This is a genomic window from Sorangium sp. So ce448, from assembly GCF_051520915.1.
In the GTDB taxonomy this organism is placed as follows: domain Bacteria; phylum Myxococcota_A; class Polyangia; order Polyangiales; family Polyangiaceae; genus Sorangium; species Sorangium cellulosum_B.
The window spans coordinates 12279157-12302035 of sequence record NZ_CP150343.1 but is presented as its reverse complement, the minus strand read 5'-3'; the positions used below and the strand labels follow the sequence as shown (position 1 = coordinate 12302035).

Annotated in this window: 20 protein-coding genes; 13 read left to right on the top strand and 7 right to left on the bottom strand. The window is 70.5% G+C overall.

Annotated elements, in window-relative coordinates; all coding sequences use genetic code 11:
- Window positions 1-978: 978 nt before the first annotated feature.
- Window positions 979-2184 (top strand): hypothetical protein, encoded by a 1206-nt coding sequence (locus WMF45_RS46265; protein WP_437713198.1) that lies wholly within the window; start codon window positions 979-981, stop codon window positions 2182-2184.
- 155 nt (window positions 2185-2339) lie between these two features.
- On the opposite strand, the gene WMF45_RS46260 is transcribed toward WMF45_RS46265, so the two are convergent.
- Window positions 2340-3416 (bottom strand): hypothetical protein, encoded by a 1077-nt coding sequence (locus WMF45_RS46260; RefSeq protein WP_437713197.1) that lies wholly within the window; start codon window positions 3414-3416, stop codon window positions 2340-2342.
- Window positions 3417-4210: 794 nt separating this feature from the next.
- On the opposite strand from WMF45_RS46260, the gene WMF45_RS46255 reads away from it, so the two are divergent.
- Entirely contained in the window at window positions 4211-4672 is a 462-nt protein-coding gene (locus WMF45_RS46255; RefSeq protein ID WP_437719653.1) for a VOC family protein, read from the top strand.
- Here the strand turns inward: WMF45_RS46255 and WMF45_RS46250 are convergent.
- Window positions 4666-6276 carry a vWA domain-containing protein gene (locus WMF45_RS46250; RefSeq protein ID WP_437713196.1) on the bottom strand — a complete coding sequence of 537 codons (1611 nt, stop codon included), beginning with the start codon at window positions 6274-6276 and terminating at the stop codon, window positions 4666-4668. The genes WMF45_RS46255 and WMF45_RS46250 overlap by 7 nt on opposite strands.
- 56 nt (window positions 6277-6332) lie before the next feature.
- Between WMF45_RS46250 and WMF45_RS46245 the strand changes: the two genes are divergently transcribed.
- From WMF45_RS46245 to WMF45_RS46215, 7 genes are all read left to right on the top strand, one after another.
- A complete protein-coding gene (locus WMF45_RS46245) occupies window positions 6333-7289 on the top strand; it encodes a hypothetical protein (RefSeq protein ID WP_437713195.1) in 957 nt (318 codons plus the stop codon).
- Window positions 7290-7493: 204 nt separating this feature from the next.
- Window positions 7494-7925: a helix-turn-helix domain-containing protein gene (locus WMF45_RS46240; protein ID WP_437713194.1), complete on the top strand. Its 432-nt coding sequence runs from the start codon at window positions 7494-7496 to the stop codon at window positions 7923-7925.
- A gap of 128 nt (window positions 7926-8053) precedes the next feature.
- Window positions 8054-8581 (top strand): hypothetical protein, encoded by a 528-nt coding sequence (locus WMF45_RS46235; RefSeq protein ID WP_437713193.1) that lies wholly within the window; start codon window positions 8054-8056, stop codon window positions 8579-8581.
- Between the two features lie 57 nt (window positions 8582-8638).
- The gene (locus WMF45_RS46230; RefSeq protein WP_437713192.1) at window positions 8639-10165 is read left to right on the top strand and encodes a hypothetical protein; all 1527 of its coding nucleotides are present in this window, start codon (window positions 8639-8641) and stop codon (window positions 10163-10165) included.
- A 289-nt stretch (window positions 10166-10454) separates the two neighbouring features.
- On the top strand, window positions 10455-11537 hold the full coding sequence (locus WMF45_RS46225; protein ID WP_437713191.1) for a hypothetical protein: 1083 nt from the start codon (window positions 10455-10457) through the stop codon (window positions 11535-11537).
- A 66-nt stretch (window positions 11538-11603) separates the two neighbouring features.
- Window positions 11604-12254, top strand: coding sequence for an NAD-dependent epimerase/dehydratase family protein (locus tag WMF45_RS46220; RefSeq protein WP_437713190.1), 651 nt, complete (start codon window positions 11604-11606; stop codon window positions 12252-12254).
- Window positions 12255-12502: 248 nt separating this feature from the next.
- Complete coding sequence (locus WMF45_RS46215; protein ID WP_437713189.1) at window positions 12503-13090, top strand: hypothetical protein; 588 nt, start codon at window positions 12503-12505, stop codon at window positions 13088-13090.
- A gap of 185 nt (window positions 13091-13275) precedes the next feature.
- Here the strand turns inward: WMF45_RS46215 and WMF45_RS46210 are convergent, their stop codons facing one another.
- Together WMF45_RS46210 and WMF45_RS46205 are read right to left on the bottom strand one after the other, a co-directional pair.
- Window positions 13276-13839, bottom strand: a complete 564-nt coding sequence (locus WMF45_RS46210) for a hypothetical protein (protein WP_437713188.1) — start codon at window positions 13837-13839, stop codon at window positions 13276-13278.
- The gene (locus tag WMF45_RS46205) at window positions 13836-14444 is read right to left on the bottom strand and encodes a hypothetical protein (RefSeq protein ID WP_437713187.1); all 609 of its coding nucleotides are present in this window, start codon (window positions 14442-14444) and stop codon (window positions 13836-13838) included. Before WMF45_RS46205 ends, WMF45_RS46210 begins: the two co-directional genes overlap by 4 nt.
- A 384-nt stretch (window positions 14445-14828) precedes the next feature.
- Here WMF45_RS46205 and WMF45_RS46200 point away from each other — a divergent pair, with 384 nt between their 5' ends.
- The 4 genes from WMF45_RS46200 (at window position 14829) to WMF45_RS46185 (ending at window position 19387) form a co-directional block, all read left to right on the top strand.
- The gene (locus WMF45_RS46200) at window positions 14829-16385 is read left to right on the top strand and encodes an MYXO-CTERM sorting domain-containing protein (protein WP_437713186.1); all 1557 of its coding nucleotides are present in this window, start codon (window positions 14829-14831) and stop codon (window positions 16383-16385) included.
- Window positions 16386-16510: 125 nt separating this feature from the next.
- On the top strand, window positions 16511-17200 hold the full coding sequence (locus WMF45_RS46195) for a helix-turn-helix domain-containing protein (RefSeq protein WP_437713185.1): 690 nt from the start codon (window positions 16511-16513) through the stop codon (window positions 17198-17200).
- A gap of 120 nt (window positions 17201-17320) precedes the next feature.
- The gene (locus WMF45_RS46190; RefSeq protein ID WP_437713184.1) at window positions 17321-18481 is read left to right on the top strand and encodes an epoxide hydrolase family protein; all 1161 of its coding nucleotides are present in this window, start codon (window positions 17321-17323) and stop codon (window positions 18479-18481) included.
- A 258-nt stretch (window positions 18482-18739) separates the two neighbouring features.
- On the top strand, window positions 18740-19387 hold the full coding sequence (locus WMF45_RS46185; RefSeq protein ID WP_437713183.1) for a leucine-rich repeat domain-containing protein: 648 nt from the start codon (window positions 18740-18742) through the stop codon (window positions 19385-19387).
- Between the two features lie 230 nt (window positions 19388-19617).
- Here the strand turns inward: WMF45_RS46185 and WMF45_RS46180 are convergent, their stop codons facing one another.
- Genes WMF45_RS46180 through WMF45_RS46170 form a run of 3 tightly spaced genes read right to left on the bottom strand, consistent with a single transcriptional unit; the run spans window position 19618 to window position 22866 of the window.
- Window positions 19618-20115, bottom strand: coding sequence for a hypothetical protein (locus WMF45_RS46180; RefSeq protein ID WP_437713182.1), 498 nt, complete (start codon window positions 20113-20115; stop codon window positions 19618-19620).
- Window positions 20105-22453 (bottom strand): glycosyltransferase, encoded by a 2349-nt coding sequence (locus WMF45_RS46175; protein WP_437713181.1) that lies wholly within the window; start codon window positions 22451-22453, stop codon window positions 20105-20107. Before WMF45_RS46175 ends, WMF45_RS46180 begins: the two co-directional genes overlap by 11 nt.
- Window positions 22450-22866, bottom strand: coding sequence for a hypothetical protein (locus WMF45_RS46170; RefSeq protein WP_437713180.1), 417 nt, complete (start codon window positions 22864-22866; stop codon window positions 22450-22452). The genes WMF45_RS46175 and WMF45_RS46170 overlap by 4 nt, the downstream gene beginning before the upstream one ends.
- Window positions 22867-22879 lie beyond the last annotated feature (13 nt).

Here is a 22879-nt window from a genome sequence, read left to right as displayed (position 1 = left end):
CGCGCCATGGTCGCGGACGCATCATCGAGTGCCAGGAGCATCCGGAAAAATCGTCTGAATTGAGCAGATGGTCTTTCCGGTGGTGTGCGGGAGGAGAGGCTATACTTGATGCACTGCCGAGCTTGCAAGGCGCACCGCCGATTTCCATCGGAGGTGCCGTCGCATACGACCCAGACCACGCCTGGGTATGTCGCTTTGATGTTCGGGGTACGCCCTATGTGACTCGGCTCGCCATCGCAGGCGGTTCCGTCGACGATCTCTCAACGTAGCCGGCCCGCGGAGCGCGTTCCGAAGCGTCCTTGTCGAGGACAGCCGAGTGCATAGAGTCGCCTTCGATGGCGAAGCGACGGAGCGCGGAGGCGGGCGTTGAAGTCCCCAGCACGACGGCGAGAGTGCTGGAATTGTCAGTCTACCCCGGGGTTGGTCTGGCGGCGCCATCGCGCCCGATTTCGGCGGCCTGATCCCGTCGGCAGAGCTCTGCGCAGGGCAGTGCGTACCGAAGGAGCCGCTCGGGTGGTCCGAGCCGGCACTGCTCTGGATCGGCTCCCCCGACCGCGTGCCGAGCTGCCCTGCGACCGCGCCGATCGTCGGCTACGAGGGCTACGCGGATTTCGCGGCTCCAGCCCCGCACCAGTGCCCCGCCTGCAGGTGCGCTCCGCCGGAGGCGACATGCCGCGTGCACGGCGTCGCGTCCGGGGTTCCGATACATCGGGTTATCAGGCGGGACATGGGCGTACGACGGGGACAGCTCGAGCCCTCATGAAGGGCGACGCGACCCATCACCTGGCGAAAGATGAGAAGAGTGCCTCGCTCTTCGTAATGCGATCGAACCGAAGGTGGTCTATTCCGGGTTTGGTCTGGCGGCGTCCTGGGGTCCCCTGGTAACGTGGCCGCACTTACGTGCGGCGCGCCGTCAACGGCGCCGCAGATCATGGAGCGGCGATGGCGGCGCGGGCGCGACGTTGGCAGCGTGAGATCGTGGCGGTTTGCTGTGCGAGCACGCTCGGGCTCGGGTTCGCGTCCGGCGGGTGCGGGAACCCGACCACGTACCTGTGCCCGTGGGATGAGAACCAGGGACCCAAGGGAACGCCCTGTGAGGTGCTCGAGCCCCCCGACGCCGGCGGAGCTGGCGGGTGCGGCGGTGGCGGCGATGGCGGCGATGACTGCGCGGCCGAGGACGACACGGACGTCGCCATCGCGTCCGATTTCGGCGACCTGATCCCGCCAGCAGAGGTCTGCGCAGGGCAGTGCGTACCGAAGGAGCCGCTCGGATGGTCCGAGCCGGCGCTGCTCTGGATCGGCTCCCCCGACGCCGTGCCGAGCTGCCCTGCGACCGCGCCGATCGTCGGCTACGAGGGCTACGCGGATTTCGCGGCGCCGGCCCCACACCAGTGCCCCGCCTGCGTGTGCGATCTGCCAGAGGCGACGTGCGAGGTGCCTACGGAATGGAGGGCCTACGCCAGCTTCCCGTGTGGCGGCCCCGAGGCTCCCGCGACCTCGTTCGCTGCCCCTGATGGGTGGGACGGGACCTGCACCTCGGCAGACGCCGTCGAGGCCGGACGGACCTGCAATGGCGCCCCGTGCGTGCAGTCGCTCGCGATCCAGGCGCCTCGCGTCGCCTCCGCAGGTTGCGCTCCGAGGGTCGCGGAGGCGCCGGAGAGCCCCGACGAGCCCGCGACGGCGGGGAGCTTCGCGATCGTCGCCCGGGCGTGTACCGGAAACGCGTCGCCTCCGTGCGCGGATCCGGGCATGACCTGCACGCCGGCACCGCCGATCGGCGACGCAGCACCGCCGGAGGGGTTTCTCACGTGCATCCACCACGAGGGAGAGCAGGACTGCCCCGCCACGTACCCGGACCGGCACGTCTTCTACGCCGGCGCCGAGGACACACGCGGCTGCGCGCCTTGCGGCTGCACCGAGCCCACCGGAGCGACGTGCAGCGTCCTGGCCTCCGCGTTCAGCGACGAAGGGTGCTCGCAGCTCGTTGCGGCCCAGGTGATCACGGCCGACGCCCCCGACTGCGGGACGGTCGCGACCGGCACGGCGCTCGGAAGCAAGTCGGTGAGCGTCGTCAGCCTCGATCCCGGACAGTGCGAAGCATTCGGCGGCGTGCCGGTGGGCAGCATCGCGCCGACCGCGGCGGCGACGTTCTGCTGTTACCGCGCCAGCGCTGTACCGGCCTGAGTCGGCGGCTCGTTCCAAGCGCGACAGCGGTCTCGCCAGGGAGTAGCAGGCGGCGAGGGGCGCGCCCGCGACCCCCGCACGCCGCGCGCTCGCGGCCGCCTCATGGGAATCGCTCCCGCGGGCGCGTCCGGTGCTTCGCGAAACTGCACGGATGGTCAGAAGAAAGCGACGAGGCGGAGAGCCACCGCCTCCGAGACGGGCGCCGCGGACCACCCTTTTCCATAGAGCGGTCGAACGTGCGGCCGAAGTGTGTTGAGCGAGAGCTCGCCGGTGAGCTGCCCGGCGAGGCGGGCCGAGAGCGGCACCTCCAGCCCCGCACGAAGCCCGAGCGCTGCGTAGGGCAGCGCGTCCTCAATGCCGGTGCTGTCCCTGACGTGCCACACCCCGCCTGCCGTGGCGAGGGCGCAGCCGAAGAACCAGTCCGCGTGACCGCAGGGAACCACTGAGCCGCTCAGCCCCGACACGCCGATGGTCCAGCCGCGGTAGGGCTCGGCGTCGATCGGAAGATCCCCGCGAGCCTCCAGCGAGAGCGAGAACCTCTCCCAGCGGGCGCCGGCGAGCCCCGAGAACCCGACCGCCACGGAGGGCGCCACGCCGGCGCCGAGCAGCACCCCGGCGCCCAGCTGGAGGCGCGGGTGATCCGGCGGCGGCCTCGGACGCGGGACGGGTCGCGCTAGCACCGCGACCGGGTTGGGCGGCTTCGAGGCCGGCGCCTCCGGCGGCGCGCCCGGCGGGACGGGTGAAGCGGCGCCCCCCGGCGCCGACGGGGGCGGCGGCCCTGGCGGCGGCAAGTTGGGAGCGCTCCCCGGTGCAAGCCCTGGTGGCAGAAACGGGCGCATGAAGGCGCTGAGAGAGAGGCCGATGTCCTCCACGAGCACGCCACAGATCGCGCTCGAGTGCTCCTGGCGCCCGAGCACCCGGCCATCGCGGTCATGAAGCGCGATCTCTCCCTGGAACGCCGTCCCCTTGCGCCGGATGACCACTTCGATGTGCCACGCGCCGTCGCTCACGAACGGGTCGACCCCGCCGAGCTGGCTCGCGACGATCTGCCGGAGGCTCGGCTCCTCGGGGCACCCCCCCGTGCCAGGGCCCCGCGTGTAGGACAGGCGCGCGCCGTGCGGCGCGACCTGCGCGAGCGCCACGGGCGCCGTCAGGAAGAGCGATGCAGCGAGCGGCAGCGCGGCGCGGTTCATCCTCCGGATCCGGCTGTGGGCGAGGAGCGGGCCGGGCATGAACGGAGCGCGGTCATCTGTCAGCCGTCGTCATCCCTACTGTTTCCGGGAAGGTCCCCCAGGTTGTTGCGAAATCGTGCTTCGGAGCCGAAAAAGGGTGCGCGAGGTGTACCGGCGACATCTCCCCCCAACCTGAGACAGATGTCACCTGGGATCGGGGCTGGAGCGAAGTTGCGAGGTGACCGGCGAACGGCGTCGTCGCGCGATGGCTGGGATGGCCCGCCGCCTGCCAGCGGGCACGCCGGCGGGCGTCCCCCACGCCCCGCCGCACGCCGGCGGGCGTCCCCCCACGCCCCGCCGCACGCCGGCGGGCGTCCCCCCACGCCCCGCCGCACGCCGGCGGGCGTCCCCCCACGCCTCGCCGCACGCCGGCGGGCGTCCGGCCGGCGCACGGGGGTACGCTGTTGAGCTAGCGTCGCTTTCTCAGGGGGCCGGATCGCATAGGTGGCCTGATGTCAGGTGGAGAAGGCCGCTCAGATCGACGCCGGAGCGGCGCTTCGTCATCCTCGCGGCGAACGCGCGGCCCACCGTGCTCGCGCACGAGCTCGGGCACTTCTTCGGCCTCGGGCACAACGGCGTCGACGACAGGTGATGAGCTACGCGCGCACCGGAGCGCCCGTCGCCTTCGGCGCAGATCGCGAAGATCCGGTCCGCCGCGCGCGGGTACGCGTCGAGCAAGGCGTTCGAGCCCGCCTGAAACGCGACCTCCGCTCGAGCGCGCCGGGGCGCCGCCCCGCTGCTCCCGCGCCTGTTCCTCTGCTACGCTGCCGGGGCGAAAAGAAGGGGAGTTCATGATGAAACCGATGATGACCCACGTCGCGCTCCACGTAGGCAACCTCGACGCGACGATCGCCTTTTATCGCGAGTTCTGCGGGCTCAAGGTGGTTCACGAGCGCAGCGACGCCGGCACGCGGGTCGCCTGGCTCGCCGAGGAGGGGAAGGAGCGGACGTTCGTCCTGGTGATGATCGAGGGCGGCCAGCGCGCGCCGCAGGCGCCGGAGGACATGAGTCATTTCGGGTTTGCGCTCGAGAGCCGCGCCGCGGTCGACGAGATCGCGCGCCGCGGCGGAGCGCACCTCGTCTGGCCGCCCAAGGAGCTGCCCTATCCGGTGGCTTATTTCTGCGCGCTCAAGGACCCGGACGGCAACTACATCGAGTTCTCCTACGGCCAGCCGCTCGGGCCCGGCGCCGAGGCGCACGACGCGGCGTTGCTGGAGCCCTCTGTCTCTTCGGAGCCCGCGCAGATCTCTCAGTAGCGCGGGTGGAGCGGGATCAGCTCCGCGATCTCGTCGAGCTCCGGATCGCCGCCCGGGTTCGCCGCGATCACCTGCTCGCGCGCGGCGTGCAGCGCCTCGCTCGTGCCCTCCTTGAGCGCCTCGGCGTAGGCCACGATGGCCTTGCCCTTGACGAGCTGCTCCTTGCTCCCGGCGGCGAGCTCCGCGAGGGTCGCCTCGCGGCTCGCCTCTTTCGCCTCATGGGTGAGCGGCGTCTGCCAGCGCGCGCGCACGGTGAGGGTATCCTCGTCGTTGATCACGCCCGGATCGCACCCGCGCACGAGCTGGCTGAAGATCATCGCGTCGCCCGGCGCGAGGTGCTGCGGCTCGACCTCCTCGGGGTTCGTCGAGTACTCCTCGCCGTAGAACTTCTCCATCTTGAAGTACCACGGCATGGTGAGCTCCACCTGGACGCCGCGGGCGGCCACCTCCATCACCTCCGCGAAGCGATCCCGGAACATGTGGAACGCCTCGTCCACGTCATCGAGATAGACATAGGCGCCGCGCCCCTTGTCGGTCACGACGTCCATGAGCACATCGTTGTAGCCGAGCGCCGGGCCCGTCCCGACGCCCACAAGGTAGATCGCCTCCTGGTCGGCGTCCTCGGCGTGCAGCGCGATGAGCTCCTCGGACGTGACTCCCACGTTGGCGCCGCCGTCGCTGACGAGGATCACCCGGTTGATCCTGCCTTCCTCGAAGTGCTCCTGGGCGAGCCGATACCCGACCCGGAGGCCGCTCTCGAGATCGGTGCCGCCGCTGGCGGAGAGCTCGTGGACCGCCGCGAGCAGCGCCGGGTCGTCCGGACCGTCCACCACGTGGCCGCTCAAGATCACAGAATTCTGGGTGTTCCAGGTGACCATGTTGACAACGTCGCCCTCGGAGAGGCTCGCGGCGACGGCGCGCACCGTGGCCTTCTCGCGCGCCATCGGCTCACCGTCCATCGATCCGGAGGTGTCGAGGACGAACGTGACCGCAATGGGGCGGCGCGGGCTCGGCGGATCGTAGGAGCGAACGCCGATCTGAAGGGCGTAGGTCCCCGCCTCCTCACCGGGCTCGATCTGGGGCTCGACGCGGAGCTCGCCCTCGTCCGGCGGCGCGTAGTCGATGCGGTAGTAATTGAGGAACTCGTACGTGCGCACCTGCCACGGCTCCGGCGCGCTGCCCGAGCGGAGCAGCTCGCGCACGTGCACCGGCGAGCTCATCGAATTGGAGTCGTCGGCCGACAGGTACAGAACCACGGGCTGGCTCGAGTCGAGCCCCTCGCAGGTGAACACCGGGGCGGCGCCGGCGTCCTCGTACGACGGCGCCGGGGGCGGCTCGGGCTGGGCTCCATCGCCGACACCCGCACCGCCGCCGGCGCCGCTGCCGACGCCGGTGCTGCCGGTGCCATTGCTGGCGCTGCCGCTGCCGGCGCCGGTGCTGCCGGTGCCGGTGCTGCCGGTGCTGCTACCGGCGCCGTTGTCGAAGGGCACGAAGGGCGGCTCCGGGGAGGAACCCTGGCTGCAGGCGACGAGCCCGGCGCCGCCAAGGAGGCCCGCCGATACAGCGTAAAGACAGAGAGATAGGGACGCGGGAACGGTTCGCACTGGCACCCTCCTCCGCGATGCGACCGCACCGCGCTCGGGACGGCCCGCCGAGCAACATGGGTGCCGCGCGCGCAATGCCATCCGGACGCCGCGCCGCACCCGAGCGCCGCTGGTCCGATCGCGCCGGATCGCGCGGGCCACGCAGCTCAAACCGCGACCATCTGCGCTCCGGCGGCAAATACCATGACAGCGCTGTCAGGCTCGCGTCTCAGGTTGGCGCACCCTGGCCTTGCTCGACCCACACGGACGCGACACATGCGCCGCCCGGAGGCCGCCCGCGCACGAGCTTCGAGCATGACCCGGCACACCTTGGCCCTCGTGGTATTCTCGCGCGCGTGGGGCAGCCTACCCGCGTCGCACCCGCTCTGATCCTGGTCGGGGTCTCCGCCTTTCTCGTCCTCACCGCGCTCGCCGCGGCCGCGTATCCGGGCGGCACCTTCTGCGACGCGAACGCGCCCGGCTACGATTTCTGGGGCAACTTCTTCTGCGACCTCACGCAGCCCGTGACCCAGCGCGGGGTGGACAACACGCGCGCTCGCTGGCTCGCGCAGGCCTCGTTCGTCTGCTTTTCCCTCGCGCTCGTCCCGTTCTGGTGGGTTCACGGCGCCCTGCTCGGCGGCCGGCTCGGCGGCACGGTTCGGGTGCTCGGACTGCTCTCCGCCGCCGGCACGAACCTGATCGCGTGGCTGCCGTCCGTGGTCTCGCCGCGGCTCCACGCAGTGTCGGTGTTCGTCGCGACGATCCCCGGGCTGCTGGCGACGCTCCTGGGCGTGACCGGCGCGTTTGCGCGGGGCAATGCGGGCGAGAGCCGGTCGTCAACGTTGCGCTTCTCGGCGTGGCTCGGTGCGTTCTCGCTCGCGCTCGGCAGCGCGGACGCCGCGTACTACGCCTATGCGATTGCGGTGCCGGGCTGCCACGTCCTTTTGCCAGCGCTTCAGAAGCTCGCGGCGCTTTCGGTGATCGGGTGGATGGGCACGATTGCGCGCGTGGGTGCCGCGCGTGGGGCGCGCTAGCGCGTCGGATAATGCCTGCTACCCATGCTATCTGACCCGAGGCCCAGCACGTGGGCCCCTCGCGCGCAAAGTTGGGCTATGCTCGTCGGGTGGCAAGAACGCACAAAAAGGTGGGGTACGCGCCGGAAGGTGAGTATATCCGATTCATCGACACCCATGCCGAGTACGACAAGATTGACGCGACGAGCGTATGAGGGCACCGCGATGATCGAGCCTGTTGTGGACAAGGAGAGTCACGGTCGGGCGCTTCGCAGAATCGAAGAGCTCTGGGACGCCGAGCCAGGTTCGCCCGAGGCGCAAGAACTCGATGCGCTCGCGACGCTAGTCGACGCGTACGAGCGCAAGCAGTTCCCTATTGCGCCGCCAGACCCGATCGCGGCGATCGAGGCGCGCTGCGAGCAACTCGGGTGGACTCGCAAGAAGCTTGAGCCGCTGATCGGTTCCAGGGCACGCGTCTCGGAGGTCTTGGGCCGCAAACGGGCGCTCACGCTCCCGATGATCCGAAAGCTCCACGCATCGATGCAGATCCCGGCCGAAGTGCTGATCGCCCATCCGCCTCATTCGCGTGGGAAGCCGCCGCCGCGGCGAACATCGGGACGGAGCACCCATGGCAAAGGCGCGAAGCGCGCCGCGTGAACGGCGGCTTCCATCTGACTCGACTGCGCGTTGTGACGACAGCGACGCATGCGCGCTTGCAGGCGTCCCGACGAGGCGGTGATCCAGCGGCGTGCGCGCGTGCGCGCAGCCGTGGTAACCTTGATGCCGTGCCGCCGCCCTATCCAGAGCCGTTTGCAGCGCTGGCCAGCGCGGACAGCGTGGCGCTCGGCCCGACCGGCGTGGCGGCCTACCGCTCGCCCGCGTTCGAGGCGTACGAGGCGGCGGTTCCGATCGCGGCGCAACACGAAGCGCTCCTCCTGGACATGGTGCAACACGCGACCCCTGCGGGTCGCCTGTACGCGGCGCTGCTTCTTCAGCGCATGCAGTCGGTCCACGCGCGCGAGACCTGGGAGCGCCTCGCGCGACAGGACGAACCCGTCTCCTATGCGCCTGGCGGCTGCTCCATCTTCGGGACCACCCTCGCCAGCTTCGCGCGCGGCATCTTGCGCGATGGGAGCCCGGGGCTGTTCCCGGCGACGCCGGCTGCGGGCGAGGAGCCCGCCGCGCGATCGACGGCGCCCTCGAGCTCGCGCGCAGCGGGGCTCCGAGCCTGGTTCGAGCAGCACGGCTGGAAGTGGATCGGTCTGTTCTGGGTGATCCTGGCGCTGATGCTGTGGCTGGGGTCGTCGCGTTGAGGCGCGTCCACACCGGGCCCACGCACGACGAAGGTCAGCGCCGCAGGAGCGCTCACCATGGACGGTGAGTCGAGGACGATGAGCGCGGGTGTTGCGCTGCTTCCCGTCGAACAGAGACGGGCGATCCGTGCCGAGACCCTCGCTTCGTTTCGGCGCTTTGCCGAGACGGTGCTCCGCTTGCGGCCGCGACTGCGCTCGATCGCTTTCCAGGTCAGGCGCGGTTTCCGCGGGATCCAGCATGGGCTGCGCTATGCGTGTGACGCGACGCCTCCGGCCGAGCATCGCTGCGGCGACGCCTCGAGCTGGTGCAACTTCTGCGAGGTCTGGGATGACTACCTCCCGTGGACATCATGGCTCAAGGGCTGGGATGAGCGGCCCGGCAACGCCGAAGCCTTTCTCGCCTACTGCAAAGACGACGTCACTTTCACGACCTACGCCCTGGTCCGGCGTGCGCGCGGCAATTTCCTGTCGAGGTGTCTCAAGCTCACCGACCCGGTATCCGTCGAGATCGTCGCGCCGCTGCTCCAGCCGTGGTTCGAGCCCGACGGCGCGATCGACCAGATCGTACGATCTTCCGCGGAGCTTCGTCCGTGGCTCGATGCCGTCTATGCTACCCCCGCCGAGCGAGCTCCCAAGCGTGCGCTGGCCGAAAGGCTCGTCGCCGCGGGCGATCCGCGCGGCGCGTACATCGTGGAACAGTTGGGTACCGGTGGACTGGATCGGGGAAAAACGTCGGCGCTCGGTGCGCATTGGGCGGAGTGGCTTGGTCCGCTGCGCGTCGTGGTAGGCCCGTCCGGGATGGCTTTCAGCGAGGGCTTTCCAGAGGTCGTTTCCGCGTGTTTTGCGAGCGATGCCGCTGTGGCGGCGTGCGCGGAGGATCCGGCCTGGAGCACGGTGGAGCAGCTCGAGCTGCTCGACCCGCGAGATTTTCCGCTGCGGGAGGGGGTTTTCATCGACGACATCCAGCCGATCACGCGCGCGATGAAGTCGCTGCAGGTGCTGGACGGCGTGCGCTCTTCGGGGTTGCGCAGTCTCGAGGCGCTCGGTACCGAGCTGCCGCTGTGGCGGCTCGGCGCCAAGCTGGCGTCGACGGATGATCTGGAGCGCTTGCTTCGCGTGCAGTGCCTTCCCGAGCTCACGTCCCTGGACCTCGAGATCGAGTTTTCGATGGTGCCCGAGAGCACGGTGTGGAAGCAGCTGTGGGACCTCGCTCCGTGGGGCCGAACGCTGACCGACCTGACGGTGCGGGTCGTGGCGCATCTCGAGCTGTGGAGCTCGGCGCCAGCTCGCCCGGGCGTGAGACTCATCCACAGCGACTCCGCTGGCTGGCTCGAGCTCGAGGCCAGCGAGGGCGGGAAGTTCGCAAACGCACGCTTCCGGGCCAGAATGCGCGATCTCGACGGTCTGATCGAGCGGCTTTCGCGACTGCCTTCACTCGAGCAGGTCGAGCTCGACCTCGGACAAGGAGCGCTCATGAGCGCAGACGAGCAAGCTGCTTTCGAGCATGCCCTCGCTCGGATTCATCCCGCGGCGCGGCTCGTGACGAAGGAGCAGCTGGCTTCTGAAAGAACGACGTTCTCCTGATCGCGGAGCAGCTGGCCGCTCCAGAGCGACCTCGGCGGCGCTCGTCGGGGTGTTCTGGTCGCTGGCGCTGCTCGCGCATGCTGCCGCCGCGATTGCGACTTGGGTGCTGCTTCCCGGCGGTTTTCCCCTCCTTCACGCGCGTTTCTTCGCGAACCGCGTCCTGCCGGCGGTCGCGGTCGGGACCGTGATCGCCGTCGGTGTCCTGGCCGCGCGACGGTCGACGGGTGCGCGTGTATCGCTGTTGCTCTTTCCGGCGGCGTGGCTCGGGGTGGCTCTCGCTGCGGGGACCATGTTCCCGGAGAGCGGCGGGGCGGTCGCGTTCGGTGCGGGTTGTCTGGCGGTGGTCCTGTCGCTGGGCCTCGCGATGGCGTGGTGGCGGTTCGGTGTCCCGCCGCGGCTGACCTGGCTCGCTGCGCTGCCCGGTGTCGTTTTCGGTGCGGGGTTCGTGGCCGCGCAGCGGGCGCCGGCGCCTTCGACAGCTACGTTTGCTGCGCCCGAAGTCGAGCTCGGCGGCGATCGCTGGACGCGATCACTCGGTGGGCCCGCTTCGTTCGACGTGGCCCCGTGGGTTCGCGTGGTACCGGACTCGGGTGAGGTTTCGGTGCAGGCGGGTGCGGTGGGCATCGTCGTCGAGCCGCGGCTCGAGTTCATTTCGCGCTCGCCGGATCGCTTCTGGACGGTGTTCGCGCCCCTGCAATGGCGCGGCGACTCGCCCGTTCGTGGTCTCGAGCGCGCCGATCGCGAGCTCGCGGTGGACTACGCGGACGAGGGGAGCCTGCGCGTGAGGGCCACGCCGGATCAATCTGCCGCCATCGACGCACGAACCGCCCTTCAGACGCCCGTGTTCTCGCACCTGAACTCCTTCACGCGCGTCTCGATCACCGGCCATCGCCGGCTCGGCTTGCGGTTCTCGCCTTGCCCCGAGGTCGTTGTCGAGGTGATCCACTTCGACTATCCGTTCGGCGCGCCCGCGCGCTTCGCGTACCTCGACGCCGGCGGCACGTTCCTCGTCGTTCAGGCGAGCGATGCCGAGAAGGGGCCGTTCACGACGCTCGGAGAAGGCCGGCTCGCCCGCGGCGAACCCCTGAGTGTCGTGCTCGTCGAGAAAGGAGAGTCGCCACCCCGCGAGCTCGCGACGATCGTCTTCGCCGACTGGTCACGGCAGCTCTCGACGGAGCTCTCGCCCACCGCCGGCTGGGGCCTGCCGCAGAATGCGTTCGAGTTCGGGCTCGCCTCGAACGCGCCTTCGTCCGCGGCCTACCTCACGCTCACGCTGGCCGGGACGAGCGTGGGGCGCGGCTGGGACAGCGTGGGTCACGCCGCCGGCAGCTACACGAATCGGATCGAGATCCGGCTGCCGCCAGCCAGGTGAAAGAAAGGGGACGCTCGCTCGCTCCAGGGTTTGCGCTGTCGGCGCTTCGGGTCGAACATGGCGGCCATGAAGGTCATCGTTACCGGAACGACCGGCATGGTCGGCGAAGGCGTGATGCTCGCCTGTCTCGAGGATCCCGCGGTCGAGCGGGTCCTGTCGGTGGCGCGCCGGCCGTCGGGGCACGCGCACCCGAAGCTCGAGGAGTGCTTGATCCCGGACTTTCGCGAGCTCGGCGCCTTCGAAGCGCGGCTCTCGGGCTACGACGCGTGCTTCTACTGCGCCGGCGTGAGCTCGGTTGGCATGAGCGAGGCGGAGTACACGGCGATCACGTACGACACGGTGCTCGCCTTCGCGACGGCGCTCGCGCGCCTCAATCCGGGCATGGTGCTCACGCACGTCTCGGGCGCGCACACCGACTCGAGCGAGCAGGGCCGGGTGATGTGGGCACGCGTGAAGGGCAAGGCCGAGAACGCGCTGATGCGCCTGCCCTTTCGCGGCGTCTACAACTTCCGGCCGGGCTTGATGACGCCGGTGCCGGGACAGAAGAACCTGAAGCGAGTCTACCGCTTCCTGCTTCCGCTCGTCCCGCTCATGAAGCTCGTGCTCCCGGCCCTGAAGCTCGAAGAAGTGGAGCGCGCGATGATGCGTTCCGTGACGAGCGGGGCACCGAAGCAGGTGCTCGAGGTCGCCGACATCAAGGCGCTCGCTTCGGCGTAACGAGGCCGCTCGCTCACGCGGCGACGAGCATCCGTTCCCCGTCGCGCCGCGCCGCCGCCCACGTCTCGTCCCACGCGGCGTCGCTTTCGGCGCGCGGGAGCTGAGAGGGCGGCGAGCGCGGGCGGGAGCGGGCGGGAACGAGAGGACATGGAACCTCCGAAAGCCAAAAGGCAGGCAAAGGATCGAGCGAGCGGTCGAGCTGGCGCTTTGGGTCACGCGCGCCGGCGGCCGGTGATAGAACGACCGCCGTGAATCCGCACACGGACGCTGGCCCAGCGAGCAGCGACTACCTCGATCGCCTGATGCGTCGAGGGTCGTTCGAAGCCCTGTGGCCGCTCTTCGCCAAAGCCACGCGCCCCGCCAAGGAAATGACCGAGAGCTATTCGGCGCTCGAGCACCTGCGGCCCTTCATGTCCGGCGCGCCGTGCCGGGTCATCCACGTCGGCGACGGCGCCCACGCCCGCACCGGGGCGTTGTTCGCGCTGAAGACGGAGGCCGAGAACGTCAGCGTCGATCCGGTGCTCAACGAGCCGCTGGTCGAGGCCTGGCGCGCCCGGTTCGGCATCCGCCGCTTCGCCTGGCAACGCGCGGACGTCTTCGCAGCCATCGAACGACTCAACGCGTTGCCCGACATGCCCGTGCTCGTCACGTTCGTGCACGCCCACGTCCCCATCGACGATGTCCTCGCCCGGCTGCGCTGGAACGTCGCGTACACGCTCGCCTGCTGCCAGCCAGGTCATCAGCTGAGCCAGCGGCACGACGTGCTCGAAACCGGCGAGGACCCGTACGTGTTATCCAGCGGACGGCGCTTTCAGGTGCTCGCCCCGCGCGCTTGAGCGCGGGACGCCGTCGCGGGGCTGGGGCGGCGTGCTGCGGGCTCAGCCTTGCCTCGACGACGGCGGCGCTCGCTCGCCAGGACGGGGGCGCGTCGTGGGCTCAGCTGCGCGGCGTCGAAGCTCAGGTCGGGGGCGACGTCGATTGCGCGACCAGCGAGGAGATCACTTGAGGCCGCCCCGAGCTCTCACAGCGGCTCGATGCTCAGAAGATCGCCCGCCAGGTGATACACGCGGTAGTGGGCGCCGTGCGTCGTGAGCTCCCACGCTTTCTGCGAGACGACGAAGGCGACTCCGCCGATCGCGTAGCGCCACTGGCTCGGCATGCCGCCGCGGCCGTCGACGTGCACCTTCTGGAGCGGACCCTGGGCGACCAGCGCGGGGCTCTGGGCGTACGCCTTGCGCCTCGCGCTGACCTTCCAGAACGTCAACAGCGCGCCGATACCGAGCAACCCGCCCAGCACGACGCCGCCCACGCCGAGCGCGTAGAGCCCGTTCATGTCGGTGTCGGAGATCGGCTTCGAGTAATCGTCGTGGAGGTAGAGCGCACCTCCGACCCCCCCGGCGGCGACGAGCAACCCGAGCAGGAGCAAGAACACCCCGCAGCCGATGCCGGAGCTCTTGCCGCGCTTGGCCTGCGCCGGATGAAGGCGCCCTTGCCGGTTCATCTCGAGCTCTTCGAGCGTGAAGCCGTGGGCCGCTCCGAGGTCTCGGAGGTACGCCTGCCGCGGGTCTGCGGGTGAGGCCATCATGCGAGCCTCGAGTGCCCCAGGGCGACCAGGGCGTCGATGGGGGCTTCGAGCTCGGCGGGCTTCAGCGGCTGACCGCCGTAGGAGAGACAGAGCTCGCCGTTGTCGTAAGAGAGCCCGACCTGACTCATGGGCAGCTTGAGCAGCGCTGCCTGCACCGCCGAGTTCATGAGCGCTCGAGCGAGGGCGGGCGAGTCGCTCCTGAGCGAAATCATGCGATCGAAGTTCGGGTCGCCCGTCGGCACCAGGTGATACTGCGGGCCACCTGCGCCGCGCGTGATCTGGAGCGAGAAGCGATGCGGCGCTGGATACAACGAGCGCGCATAGAAGGCCGTGGAGGTGGTTCTGGTGTTGCCCACCATGCTCCATGTGGAGACGACGCGGAGCGGCACGTTCTGCACGGCGCCGGTGAGCGATTTGACGCTGCGCTGTGACGTGAGCGCGTTGCCCTCGCTCTGCTGATCGAAGGTCAGCCCGTACCTCGTCGCACAGTTCGGCCAGACCGCATCCGTCGCGCGCGAGAGCTTGATCACGCTCGCCACGATCGCGATCAGGACGAGGGCGCCCGCCCCGAGCCCCAACCATTGGAGAAGTTCGTACGTGCTCATGTCGTGTTGGCTATCTCGGAAAGAGATCCCTCGCCTTTGGAGAGGCGCGACGACGGGCCGCTCTCGCGCCGCAAAATTCCCTGCAGCGGGGATAATCACCCAGATCCAGCGGACAGGAAACCCAGGACTTTCGCCCGTGTCAAGCCCCGCGGGGACGGCGCCTGGCGAGCTGTTTTTGTTCTGGCCCATCAGACACCCGCTTGCCCCGTCGCAGGGCTGGGGCGGCGTGCTCCGGGCGCAGCCGTGCCTCGACGGCGGCGACGTGCGCTCGCCATGACGGGCCCGTGCTCGTGGAAAGCGCGTACGGGGAGAAGGTCGCGCACCGCCGTCACACGTCGCACGCGCCGTCTTGACGGACGAGCGCGCCCGCGCATCCTGGCAGCCATGTCGCCACGCCGCGCGCCCGTTGCTCCGCTCGCCCTGCTCACCTCCCTCCTCGTCGCCGCCCCCGCGGCGGCGGCCGTGGTGCCGGTCGGGACCACCGACGAGCTCGTCGCCGCGATCGGCGCCGCCAAGGCCGGCGACGAGATCGTCCTCGCCTCGGGCACCTACGCCTTCGACGGCGTCTCCTGCACTGCCGCAGGCACCGAGGCCGCGCCGATCGTCGTGCGCGCCGCCGAGCCGCTCGGCGCCATCCTCGAGCTGTCGGGCCTCGAAGGCTTCAAGGTCAGCGGCCCGAACTGGCACTTCGAAGATCTCGACATCCGCGGCGTCTGCGCCGACGACTCGGACTGCGAGCATGCGTTCCACGTGTTCGGCGCTGCCAGCCGCTTCGCCCTCCGCCGCTCGAAGGTGCGGGACTTCAACGCCCAGCTCAAGATCAACGCCGCGCAGGTGGACGGCGTCTGGACGGCCCCCGACGACGGGCTGATCGAGCTATCGGAGCTGTTCGACAGCCACCCGCGCAGGACCGGCAGGCCCGTCACCAAGATCAACATCGACGGCGGCAAGCGCTGGACCGTGCGCGACAGCTACCTGCACGACTTCCAGAAAGACGGCGGCGACACGGTCAGCTACGCCGCGTTCATGAAGAGCGGCGGCTCGGACGGGCTCTTCGAGCGCAACCTCGTCGTCTGCACCACCGCCGGCTCGCCGGACGGGGCGCGCATCGGGCTGTCGTTCGGCGGCGGCGGCACGGGGGCGGAGTACTGCGCCCCGGCCTACGACCCCGACGTGCCCTGCGAGGTCGAGCACACCGGCGGGACGATGCGGAACAACATCATCGCGAGCTGCTCGGACGTCGGGATCTATCTGAACCGCGCGACGGACACGCGGCTTCTTTTCAACACGCTGATCGCGACAAGCGGGATCGACTTTCGCTTCGCGACGACCAGCGGCGTCGCACGCAGCAACGTGCTCACGGGCAAGATCCGCGACCGCGACGGGGCCACGCACGAGGAGAGTGACAACCTGGCCGAGGTGGGACTCGCGACATTCCAAACGTGGTATGAAGATCCAGGTCTCGGCGACCTGCACATCAAAGGGGATGTGTCGTCGCTCGTCGGCGAAGCGCCCGCCGAGGCCGCGGTGACGGACGACTACTGCGCGCGCGGGCGCCCGGGCAGCGGCAGCTTCACGCTCGGCGCGCTCGAACATTCGCTCGGCGACTGCGCGACGGTGCCGCCGCCGGGGCCCTCCGGCGACGGGGGCGCGGGCGGCGGCACCGCCGGCTCGGGCGGGATGGGCGGCGGCACCACCGGCTCGGGCGGGATGGGCGGCGGCACCGCCGGCTCGGGCGGGGGTGACGCGGGCGGCGCAGGCGGCACGGGCGCAGGCAGCGGCACCAGCGGGGGCGGCGAGGCCTCCAGTGACGGCGAGGGCTGCAGCTGCCGCGCCGCGGGCGCCGGCGAGAATCACACCCTTGGCCTCCTGACGGCGGTCCTCGCCGCGCTCGCCCTCCGGCGACGACAGGCCTCCTCACCGCGGAGCGACGCCAGGTAGGTGGAGAGGGGCGACTGCGATCCACCCCGGCTCGCGGTGGACCGCAGCCGCCCGCGCCCGGCGTGGGAATTCGCCTTGCGGCGCGGGTCGGCCATACTGCGCAGCATGACGAAGGGAAGCTGCCCATGAGGACGGCGCGCTCCATCCGCGGCAGCGACCATGCGCTGGTGCAGCGGATCACGCACGTCGCCTATGGCGACGACGCGGAGGACCAGTCCCTGCCCGACGGCTGCTGGGACCTCGTTTTCATGAAGCGCCGCGGCCGACTGCAGGTGCTGCATACCGGTCTGATCACGCACCCGGTGACGCTGGGCTACGAGACCGGCGATGAGTACCTGAGCATCGCCTTCCGGCCAGGCGTGTTCATGCCGGGGGTGCCTGCGACAGGCATGCTGGACCAGGGCGTGCTGCGCCCGCTGGCGAATTCGCGCTCGTTCCTGCTGGGGCCGCACGCCTTCGAGGTGCCCGACCTCGAGAACGCCGACGATCTGGTGGCACGCCTCATCAGGGCCGGCCTGCTGGAGGCGGATCCGGTGGTGTTCCGCGTGCTGCAAGGCGATGCCGCCGGCACCGGCCTGCGCTCGGTGCAGCGCCGGTTCCTGAGCGCCACCGGTCTCACGGCCAAGCAGCTGTCGCAGATCCACCGTGCGCAGGCCGCGCTGGAGCAGCTGATGCATGGCGATGCGCCGGCCGACGTGGCCGCCGCCTGCGGCTACGCCGACCAGGCGCACCTCGGCAATTCGCTGAAGCGGATCATGGGCAGGACGCCCGGCGAAGTGGTGCGGGCCGCGGCCCGGCCGGGGCCCAAGCGCTGAGGGCTCAGGCGGTCCTGCGAGGCCTGAGCCTGTCGTTTTCTTCCAAGACCGGGCCCACCCCCGTGGATACGGTCCCGTCGCTGGCTCGCACCGGCGAACTCGACCAACCCGAGGGCCCCCATGCACCGCGACTCCGAGATCCACCCCTTCCGCATCGACATTCCGCAAGCCGACATCGACGACCTGCGCGAACGCCTGGCGCGCACGCGCTGGCCGGCGCAGCTGCCGGGCGGCGACTGGGTGAGGGGCGTGCCGGTGGCCTACCTGCAGCGGCTGGCCGCGCACTGGCAGTGCCACTACGACTGGCGACGCTGCGAGGCCCACTTGAACAGCCGCCCGCAGTTCACCACCCGGATCGATGGGCAGACGATCCACTTCGTGCACCTGCGCTCGCCCGAGCCGGGCGCGCAGCCCCTGCTCTTGCTGCACGGCTGGCCCGGCAGCTTTGCCGAGTTCGACCGCGTGGTGGACGCGCTGTCCGACCCGCGCCGCCACGGCGGCGATCCCTCGCGGGCGTTCCACCTGGTGATCCCGTCGATCCCGGGTCACGGGTTCTCGATGCCGCTGGCCGACGCCGGCTGGAACCATGGCCGCTGTGCCCGTGCGTTCGCGGCGCTGATGCAGCGCCTGGGCTACTCACGCTACGGCGTGCAAGGCGGCGACGTGGGCGCGTTCATCGCGACGGAGCTGGGCCGCATCGACAGCGAGCATGTCAGAGGCGTGCACTGCAATGCGCTTGTGACGTTTCCCTCCGGCGACCCCGCCGAGCTCGAGGGCCTGACGGCCTCGGAGCAGCAGCGCCTGGAACGGCTGCAGAACTTCCGCGACCGGATGATGGGATTCGCGCACATCCAGGGCACGCGGCCGCAGACGCTCAGCTACGGGCTGCATGATTCGCCGGTGGGCCAGCTGGCCTGGATCGTCGAGAAGTTCAAGGAATGGACCGATCCCGCGGCCGCGCTGCCGGAGGACGCGGTGGGCCTGGACGCGCTGCTGGACAACGTGAGCCTGTACTGGTTCACCGGCACCAGCGGCCCCTCGGCCAACCTGTACTATGAAGCCTTCAACGACCCGTCCGGCTGGGCGCCCAAGCCGCGCGGCACCGTGCCCACGGCCGTGGCCGTGTCGCTGACGCAGGACGTGGCGGTGCGCCGGCTGGCCAAGCGCGACCACCACATCGTGCGCTGGACCGAGCTGGAGCGCGGCGGGCATTTCCTGGCGACGGAGACGCCCATGGCGCTGGCCGCCGATGTGCGGGAGTTCTTCGGTTCGCTCTCGTAGGGCACCGCCTTTGGGTCCGTGAGCGTGGAACGCGCGCGCTTCTTCCGTTCGCATCTCGGCCATCGCAAAGCATCGAACCCGAACGTGCGTTTCATGAGCACGGCGCTCAAGCTTCGCGGCGCGGGCCAGCGGTTTGGTGAAGCCTGCCGCATCGCCGCGTGGACGCGCTTCGGTTCCCAGGGCGCATGTGGTAGGGTGGGGCGTCATGACGGCGGGCTTCACCGGTGAGCTGGCGGCGGTTCAGCGGCGGAGGGACGGATGGATGACGAGTCGTTGCGGTTCGTAAACTGGTCATGGAACCCTATCCCGCGACTGCCGCTCGACCTGTTCTCCAGCAATGACATTTGGCGTCTGGACCTCATCCACTGCGGCGTCGAGGAGTTACCGGAGGCCATCGGAAAGCTGACCAAGCTGCGGGTCCTTTATGCCAGCTGGTGCCGCCTTCGAACCCTGCCAGACGCGATCGGCCGGCTCGTGGAGCTCGAAGACCTGTGGCTCAACGACAATGAGCTTGGGTGGCTGCCAGAATCACTCGGCAGGCTGGTGCGCCTCAAGCAGCTGTGCCTCGACGCCAACCGGCTCATCGACTTCCCGAGGGTCGCACTGCAGCTGGGGCGGCTGGAAAAACTGCGACTGACGGACAACGCGATCCCCGCGATTCCCGAGGAGATCGGCGGGCTGTCGGCGCTGCAGAACCTGAGCCTCGGCCGCAACCGCCTGCGTGCTCTGCCTCGGAGCATCGCCCGGTTGTCGCGGCTCAGACATCTCGGGGTTCAGGGCAACCCGATTGCTTCGCTACCGCCCGAGGTGTGGGCGATGCCGAGCCTGATCACCCTCAATATCGCGGGCACGAACATCCGGGAGGTGCCGCCAGAGGCGTCGCGGATCCCGAACCTGCTGCGGTAGCTGGCGACGTGGGCAAGGCACGCCGAACCTTCGCCGCAGTCCAGGGCCGCCGAACAAGGGCCTGCACCCGACGGTGCGCGGAGCCTCGCTCCGCTCGGCACCGCGCCCGGCGGGTGAGGCCCCAGCCCTTCGGCGGCGAGATGCTATGGGTTCCCACGCTCGGTCGCGTGGCGCAGCTCCGCGGCTCACGCCCTGCCCGCTCGGCCGTGAATGGCGTGCTCGCGCTCCGCTCACCCGGCCGCGACGCGCAGCACGTCGGACCGGAGGTGGAGAAACGACGCGTGCACGTAGCGGACGAACGGCGCCTTCAGGCCGAAGAAGTCCGCCAGATCGACCTCGGCCGCCGCGCGGAACATCCCTTGATCCAGCACGGGAGCCTCGGTGCGGAGCGCCCCGCTCGCGAGGCTCCGGCAGGCGGGGGACGCCGACGCCGGGTGGATGGCGACCACGAGCGTGGCGGCCCACGGGGCGGCGGTGAGCCGCTCGCCGATGGAGCTCGGGTAGCGATAGCGGAGCGCGAGCACGCCGCCCCGCAGCGTGGCCTCGATGACGGGCGCCGCGCCCGCCACGGCCAGTGCCGTTGGCGCGGCCTTCCCCGCCGCAGCCGCGCCCTTCGCCCCCGCAGGCGCGCCCGCCGCCCCGGGCGCGCCGCCGCACCCGCCGAGCGCCACGAGGCCGGCCCCCGCGGTGACCTGCGCGATGAACGCGCGCCGCCCCTCACTCGCCATGCGACGGCCCCTGGAGCCTGCGCCTGCGCGCCTGCCCCACCAGCATCCGCGCCGGCGTGATGCGGCCCAGCACCGCGGCGCTCTCCTCCGCCGTCGGCCGCACGGGGTGACCCGGCGGGAGCTCGGCGACCATGCTCTGCCACAGCGCGAGCGCCCGGTGCTGGTAGATCTGCGCCAGGCTCGATCGCGGCGAGAGGAAGCGCTGGCCGAGCACCATCGCCCTCTCCAAAAAGGCGATCGCCTCGTCGTCGCGGCCGTCGTTCAGGAGGTGGAGCCCCTCGTTGTACCAGGGCATCGGATCCGCCGGATCCTCCTCACGCATGCGCTGGTTCGCCTCGAGGTAGCGCGACAGCTTCTCTTCCATGACGCCGTCGTCCTTCAGGAAGCCGTAGTGCTGGATCTCCACGCCGGCCGCGCGGACGACGAGCTCCGGGTGCCGGTCGAGGCTCGGCTGCACGGTCTCGTGCACGGCGCGCCCGTACCGGACCCGCGCGTCGTTGCGGAACAGCCGCACGGCGATCGTCATGACGGGCGGGCCGTCCTTCTGATGATTGGCGATCTCGAAGGAATAGGCGTGGACGTCGAGGTCGTCCATGAGCCGCACGACGCGCGGCAGATCCCAGTGCGCGATCTCCTCGTCCGGGTCGAGGCTCAATATCCAGGGCCGCGTGGCCATCTCCAGGCCGACGTTGCGCACCTCAGCCAGATCCAGCCGGTCCGTCCGGTGGACGCGCACGCGGTCGGTGAACCTCCTCGCGATCTCGGCCGTCCCGTCGTCGCTGCCGTTGTCGACGATGCAGATCTCGTCGACGAACGGCTCCAGGAACGCGAGGAACCGCTCCAGACGCTCCGCCTCGTTCCTCGCGATGATGCAGAGCGATACGCCGGACGCGGGCGCATACCTGCGCAGCGTCACCGTGTTGCTCGCGAGATCGGCCAGCTCCGGGGGCACGCCCGCGCGGCCCGACCGCCCGTGGAGCGCGAGCCGCGCCTGCCGCGACGCCTCGCTGTCGTAGCCGAGCCGCCGCACGCGGACGTCGGTGAAGCGCGCGCACCCGTCCGGCATCTCGGGGATGCCGCCGCCGGGCACGCCGCCCTCGGCCCCGCGGGCGACCCGCAGGCCCGGCTCGTTCCGGTACATGCGGTACCCCGACATGGCCCCGAGCGCGCCGTCCGCCCGGAAGTACGTGCGCGTCGGCTCCCAGAACGTGTACCAGTGGAAGCCGAGCGCCTTGATGTGCGGATCGGCGAGCTGCATGAGCCGCTCGGCGCGCGCGCGGTCCATCTCGAACACCTCGTCGGCGTCGACCGCGACGATCCAGTCCGGGGAGAGCTCCGCCGCCATCTGCAGGGCGCGGTCGCGATCGCGCCGTCCATCCACGCCCGGCGGCAGCTCCGTCCGCTCGTACCGGGCCACGGCGGGGTGCGACCGGGCGATCGCCCCCGTCCCGTCCGTCGATCCGTCGTCGAGCACGACGATCGCGTCAGCGAACCGCGCGGTCGCGTCGAGGCTCTCGCGCAGCGTCGCCTCCGCGTCCCTCACGCGGTACGCGGCCACGAGCCGCGTCTTCCCGGCGCGGCGAGCGCGCCACTTCTCGAAGAAGAGCTCCGCGCCCCCGAGGCCGCCCTGCGCGCCGGGAAACGCCTTGCTCAGCGTGGCGCTCCCCTCGTGGTGCACGTACACGTCGCTCGCGATCATGCACTCGAAGCCGCGCTCCTGCGCCCGCAAGGCGAGATCGGCGCCCTCGTGGCCCACCGGGAAGAAGCGCTCGTCGAGCCCGCCGATCTCGGCGACCACCTCGCGGCGAATCATCAGGCAGAAGGTCGAGAGGGCGAACGACGGCGCCCACCGCCGGCGGAACGCCTCGCGGTGCTCGGCCGCGAGCTCGTTCAGCGCCTCCGGCTGGAACGGCGGCGGGTTCTGCACCTTCTGCGGGCCGCGCGCGCTGTTCGTCACGGGCCCGACGAGCCCGACGCGCCGCGCGCCGGGCACGGCCCGCGGCGCCTCCTCCATGCACTCCCGCAGCCCCTCCAGCCACCTCGGGGTCACCACGACATCGTTGTCGAGCAGCACCAGGTACTCCCCGGCCGCGACCTCGAGTCCCCGGTTCGCGCCGCCGGCCAGGCCGCGGTTCTCGTCCAGGAAGATCGTCTTGGCGGCGTCCCCGAGCCGGCGCGCGACGTCGGTGAGGTAAGCGGGGGTGCCGTCCTCCGAGCCGTTGTCGACGAAGACCACCTCAGCGTCCGAGGGGAGCGTGCGGAGGAGGGCGTCAACACATCGCGCCGTGTACTGGAGGTTGTTCCACGTGACGACGATAACGGAATAAACAGGCGTCATCGGGCACCGGGCGGGGCCATGAGGCGAACCACGTTGGAGACGTACTGGCGATACGCCGCGTGCAGATAGAACGCCCCGACCCGGGGTGCCAGGACGATCTCGCACCGGAAGCTGCCCACGAGGTCGGCGCCGACGTCGTCGATGTCGTCGGGGAAGACAAGCCTCGGCCCGAGCAGAGGCACGGTGACGCCGCCCTGCGCGGGGGCGTAGATCAGCGTGAGAAAGACGCCGCGGAGCACCTCGGCGCGCTCGACCTCGATATCGACGGCGGGCACACGCGAGCTGCCGTGGACGACGTGGACGAGGGCGCCGCCCTCGACGGCGGGCGGGCCCGGCTGGGCGAGGACGACGCCCGCGCCGGAGGTCGCGGGCGTCTCCGCGGTCAGGCCGAAAGAGACGGATCGGACGAGCATGGGTTCACCGCCG

Excerpts from the sequence above, each read along its gene's own strand:
- WMF45_RS46245 (WP_437713195.1), top strand. The coding sequence starts at position 6,333 with ATGGGTGCCGCGCGCGCAATGCCATCCGGACGCCGCGCCGCACCCGAG.
- WMF45_RS46195 (WP_437713185.1), top strand. The coding sequence starts at position 16,511 with ATGAGGACGGCGCGCTCCATCCGCGGCAGCGACCATGCGCTGGTGCAG.
- WMF45_RS46190 (WP_437713184.1), top strand. The coding sequence starts at position 17,321 with ATGCACCGCGACTCCGAGATCCACCCCTTCCGCATCGACATTCCGCAA.
- WMF45_RS46185 (WP_437713183.1), top strand. The coding sequence starts at position 18,740 with ATGGATGACGAGTCGTTGCGGTTCGTAAACTGGTCATGGAACCCTATC.
- WMF45_RS46255 (WP_437719653.1), top strand. The coding sequence starts at position 4,211 with ATGAAACCGATGATGACCCACGTCGCGCTCCACGTAGGCAACCTCGAC.
- WMF45_RS46220 (WP_437713190.1), top strand. The coding sequence starts at position 11,604 with ATGAAGGTCATCGTTACCGGAACGACCGGCATGGTCGGCGAAGGCGTG.
- WMF45_RS46240 (WP_437713194.1), top strand. The coding sequence starts at position 7,494 with ATGATCGAGCCTGTTGTGGACAAGGAGAGTCACGGTCGGGCGCTTCGC.
- WMF45_RS46170 (WP_437713180.1), bottom strand. The coding sequence starts at position 22,866 with ATGCTCGTCCGATCCGTCTCTTTCGGCCTGACCGCGGAGACGCCCGCG.
- WMF45_RS46260 (WP_437713197.1), bottom strand. The coding sequence starts at position 3,416 with ATGCCCGGCCCGCTCCTCGCCCACAGCCGGATCCGGAGGATGAACCGC.
- WMF45_RS46230 (WP_437713192.1), top strand. The coding sequence starts at position 8,639 with ATGGACGGTGAGTCGAGGACGATGAGCGCGGGTGTTGCGCTGCTTCCC.
- WMF45_RS46210 (WP_437713188.1), bottom strand. The coding sequence starts at position 13,839 with ATGATGGCCTCACCCGCAGACCCGCGGCAGGCGTACCTCCGAGACCTC.
- WMF45_RS46205 (WP_437713187.1), bottom strand. The coding sequence starts at position 14,444 with ATGAGCACGTACGAACTTCTCCAATGGTTGGGGCTCGGGGCGGGCGCC.
- WMF45_RS46180 (WP_437713182.1), bottom strand. The coding sequence starts at position 20,115 with ATGGCGAGTGAGGGGCGGCGCGCGTTCATCGCGCAGGTCACCGCGGGG.
- WMF45_RS46200 (WP_437713186.1), top strand. The coding sequence starts at position 14,829 with ATGTCGCCACGCCGCGCGCCCGTTGCTCCGCTCGCCCTGCTCACCTCC.
- WMF45_RS46175 (WP_437713181.1), bottom strand. The coding sequence starts at position 22,453 with ATGACGCCTGTTTATTCCGTTATCGTCGTCACGTGGAACAACCTCCAG.
- WMF45_RS46225 (WP_437713191.1), top strand. The coding sequence starts at position 10,455 with ATGTTCCCGGAGAGCGGCGGGGCGGTCGCGTTCGGTGCGGGTTGTCTG.